The sequence below is a fragment of the Clostridiales bacterium genome (genome assembly GCA_012512255.1).
GTDB lineage: Bacteria > Bacillota > Clostridia > Christensenellales > DUVY01 > DUVY01.
Genome location: JAAZDJ010000096.1, coordinates 1 through 4,600, shown reverse-complemented (window position 1 = coordinate 4,600; position 4,600 = coordinate 1). Strand labels below are relative to the sequence as shown.

Sequence of the window (4,600 nt, the reverse complement as noted above, 5' to 3'; positions counted from 1 at the left end):
CTCTTAGGCGCTGCAATTATTCGCCTAGGTAACCTTCGGTTTCATCTCCAAAATCCGCCGCCCTTTTGGGCACGCTTATATATTCTAATATAACGAGTTTTTTATGTCAAGAAAATTTTACGATGTTTTTATAAATTTTTTGACGCTTTTTGACTACAAAAAAATTTGAATTTTTACTTTATACTTCTAAAAAAACAAAACCTGAGTTTATTAAAAAAATTTAATAATTAAATTAAAATTTTTGCTCAAATTTTTTACCTTGTTTTTAGAAAAAACATTCAATTGCGGTTATTGCTTTTTGCGCTGCAAAGAAAAAGAAATTAAATAAAAAATTGTAGCGCTTATTAATTATTAACTTTTAGGAATTTTAGGATTATTAGTATTACGAAAAATAAACAATTCAATATTTTAAGCCCCCAATCAATTATCTTAAACATAAATACCTCTATTAAACTATCTTGGGACTATGCCGCTTCGCAAAAAACAAGTAGAAGACCTTATAATAATGTTTTTAAAAAATAATTGTGATGTGATTATTATATCGCATCGCTTTAATCGCGGTCAAGAGTCTTTTTGTATATTGCGGGCAGTTATATTATTTTTGGATTAAAAGACGAATATTGGTTTGAAAATTTAAACTTGCGCGCAGGCTATAAACAGAAAATCTTAAAATACATAGCCGATAATTATCCGCAATATTTTGAAACCTATAATAAAATTTATAACAAAAAAAATAAAACCTAGCAAGAATTGGCCCAAGGCATAAATAATTATTGCCAAGAGAATAACATAAGGTTCAAAAACTAATTCTATCACTAAGAGTTTAGGAAAAATTTAAAAATAGGCGTTTTTCTTGAAGTTCGGGCAAAAATGGCTTTTTTAGGTTATTAGCGGCTTTATTTTTGTTTCTTTTCAAAGATTAATAATAAGCCGCCGCTTTAATTAATAATTTTTTAGGCGTTGCGCCAATTTTTTGCCTTAGCAAAAAACCGCCCAAAAGTTTGGGCGGTTTTTTATTTATGGGATTTTTTGAATGTTAAAATCATTCATTCTCTATTATAGTTATAATTTAAAACGCCCGACTCATACCTGAAATAATCATAATTAGGAAAAAGGGCTGGATCAGGCTCAGGCACAAAAGTAATAATATCAAGGTCGGCGGCTTTATAAATGTCCAGTTCTATGCTCTTGGTTATTCCGTAAATTGAAACGAATCTCATATTTCCATTATTATTATTAAACGCATATTTACGTTGGATAAATGCGTCCGAATCCTTTATAAAAACTTCGGTAAAATGGTCTTCGATTACTTTTGCTTGGCGTATTCTTGCCCATTGGAAACGAAGCTCAAGTTCGCCGTCCGTTTTCTTTTGTATATGGAACGAGCCGTCCTTGCCATATTTAACGGTAACGACTATTTCCCCGTATTCGTCCTCGTAAGCCACTACATATGTATCGTCTGAGCGGTTAACATCCAATGTAACGCCTTCGGCAATATAAAGCTCTTTTTTGTTGTCGTAGGATTTTATTATCTCATAAATAGTATAATCGCCGACATAAATATTCTCTATGATATCAATTAACTGGGCTGAAAGATCCCCATAAGCAATATGGCTTTGTTCTTCGGATTCCTCGTCAAAAACATCATTTCGTGTCGCGTTTATTAATTCTAACAAGTTGTTAAAATCATTATAAAACCCGCTTTTTAGATTATCAATCGGGCATTGGACGGTATCGCCGTCGGTGGTTATTACCGCGTCGCCGTTATCGGCGTAAGAGGCGTCGTCCGGCTTTTGGAACACCAAATCCAGCTGGGCGGGCGTTTGGTTTCGCCATCTATTAATGCTAATTTTGCCCGCTTTGTCCTTAAAATACAATCTAAGCGTAGTATATTTTAACGGGTTGCCATCTATGGCTTCGTTTGGGTAATGTATAAGGCACATATAATAACCGTCAACGGTCTTGTTATATTCAATTATATATTTTAATTCTTTCTGGGCGTCAACTCCGCAAAAAATCTGCGCGCGCAAGCTGTTTGTCGCCTCGTGATAGTCTATATTAGTTTCAAACCAATATTTGTAAAGGCCTTTGGATTGGGCGTATTTTACCTCGTAACCGCTAGCCGTTTCCACGCAAGAGGGCGTTTTCTTAATTCCGCCTCCAAAATCAATTTCTTCTTCGTCAAAAACGCCTTCAAGATGATACATTATTTGGAAGCAGGCGTCCCAAAGCAAACAAGGCGCGCCCCACATGTTTTCGTCGGCTTTTCCTTTAACGGATTCATAATAATAATTTTCAAAATTAGGCTGAACCAATGCGATATTAATAGCCAAATTAGGAACAAAGCCGTAAGTTGCCGATTCAAAATCCAACGCGAAATTAGAATAAAAATCTTGTATGCTGCTGACAATGGGCGGGCTAGACCAAGCCTCCTCAATAAGAGTAATCGTAAAGGTCGTCGTCTTGCCCCCAAAATTTACCGTTATGGTATGCGTGCCCGGGGTCGTAAGTTTTTGCCTGTCGTCAGAGCTAATCATGCTTTCCGTTAAGGGCATATCCTCGTTAGCGCCGTCGCTATAATAAACGGTAATTTTGATGCTACTTAACGCCAAATTATCGGGCGTCTTGTTAGCGGGAATAGTGTTGCTTTTTACCGAGATTGATTCTATTGCTTTTGCGGGAATTATGCCGCCCTCGGTAATCGTATATGAAGATAAGTCTATCATATTTTCTAAGGTAACATTGTCTATTGAAAACTCGGTAACTTCCATAACTTCAATTTCGCCGTCTTCGGTAATTTCGGATTTTAGACAAAACCCAAATTCATTATCCAGCCAATACTTTGCCTTAACGCCGTCTTTATCGTAGGTATAAATGGCGCAATTCCTGCCCGCCACCTTGCCTTTTCCGTCTTTTTTCATAAAGAGCTTTAGAATTTGAAATGAATACAAAACATCAATAATCCCGCCGCTCTCCCAGTCATACAGTTCTTCGCCGTCCTCGTATGCGTTTACTATGCCCGTTTTATCGTCTTTATTCAAATAATAGCCCTTTTTTTCTTCGCCGTTATAAAAATAAATGCTAGAACCGCTTTCGTATAAATAGCCGTCTTCGCAAACTTTAATAACGACCGTTTGGTCGTTGCTTGTAATTGTCATTGAATAATTTTTTACGCTTTTTTTGAAATCGTCATAATCTTTGAACTCAAAATCATCGCTAATAAAGTTGCAGGCGCCTAAAACCGCAGCCATTGCCAAAATAACGAATAAAAACACTATTTTGATTCTTTTCATCGCACACCCCTTATAATATTAAATACTTTGGACCAAACAAAAGCTAACTTTAATTATATAAATAAAGGGCGGCTAAAATATATATAATATAGAACCTAAAACGGTAAGAATAAAGCCGTTTTTTATTTATTTTGAAGCGTATTTTTTGCGATATTGCGAAGGGGAAAGTCCTGTTTTTTGTTTGAAAACTTTGGCAAAATGCCCGTTGTAATTTAAGCCGCACGCGTTAAAAGCCTGGGTGATTGTAAGGTCCAAATCCAATAATTGTTCTTGCAGTTTGCTTATTTTGTTTGTAATATAATATTCATACATAGTGGTCCCGGTATGCTTTTTGAACAACCTTGTCAAATGCGTTTTGCTAAGGCATGCGGCCTTGGCGATTTGGTTAATGTCAAATTTATCATCGCAATGCGATTTTATGTATTCTTGGGCCATGGCGATTTCTTTTTTTGCGCGATATACGCGCCTGTTTATAAACAATACCGCCGCGTAAGGTATCTTTCCGTCTTTGTCATAAATGGGGAAAATCGCTATGTCAATAAACATCGCCTCAATATCCAAATCTTTTATCTCAAAACGCAAAAAAATATCTTCCAAAGGAGCTTTTATATTGGTTTTAAAAAAAAGTCTCCCCAATAAACACTCTTTTTGTATAAGGCAGCAGCTCGGAAGTCGTTATTTGGCAGTCTTTAAAAACATTATATTTGCCCGCAATTTCATCGGCGCTGTCAATATTATAGCTTTTAAGAAAAGCTTGATTGACCATTACGGGCATGCCGTCTGGCGCGTATATTAAAATGGGATAGGGAAAGCAATCTATAAAAGTTTTAAGGCTTATATCCTTACTAAGCTTTTGCGACAACATCAAAAAATTATCCAATATCTTTTCCATATCCGCTATCATATATATTTTTTTTGGAAGAAATTATTTCAGCAAGAACAAAAAACTATGCCAAAAACATTATAACATAATAGCTATTTTAAAAAAAGACACAAAAAAAGTATTTAGCGCAAATAAAACTTGCGGGGCATAACATTCAAAATCAAGCATTTTAACCGTATCTTTTAATTTTATCGTAATAATATTTCTTTAAGGCTTATTAATAATATTGCTTTACAGCTTTTTTGACAATTTGTTGACAACAAATAACAACTTTTTTAATTAATTATTAAAGAAGACAAGAGGGGAGAAAATGAGGAGTAAGAATTTTTTATTAAAGGGCGCGCTCGCAATTATTTTGGTTTGCGCGTTATTTTTTTCTGCTTGCGCCTGCATAAAAGAAACGACGATTATCAAAATGTCAACG

Annotated in this window: 3 protein-coding genes; all 3 read right to left on the bottom strand. The window is 35.2% G+C overall.

The window, feature by feature from the left end; genetic code table 11:
* Positions 1-1,046 precede the first annotated feature (1,046 nt).
* Positions 1,047-3,293, bottom strand: coding sequence for a hypothetical protein (locus GX756_05160; protein NLC17251.1), 2,247 nt, complete (start codon positions 3,291-3,293; stop codon positions 1,047-1,049).
* A 126-nt stretch (positions 3,294-3,419) separates the two neighbouring features.
* Positions 3,420-3,875, bottom strand: coding sequence for a helix-turn-helix transcriptional regulator (locus tag GX756_05155; protein NLC17250.1), 456 nt, complete (start codon positions 3,873-3,875; stop codon positions 3,420-3,422).
* A gap of 34 nt (positions 3,876-3,909) precedes the next feature.
* Positions 3,910-4,185 (bottom strand): hypothetical protein, encoded by a 276-nt coding sequence (locus tag GX756_05150; protein NLC17249.1) that lies wholly within the window; start codon positions 4,183-4,185, stop codon positions 3,910-3,912.
* Positions 4,186-4,600: the final 415 nt, after the last annotated feature.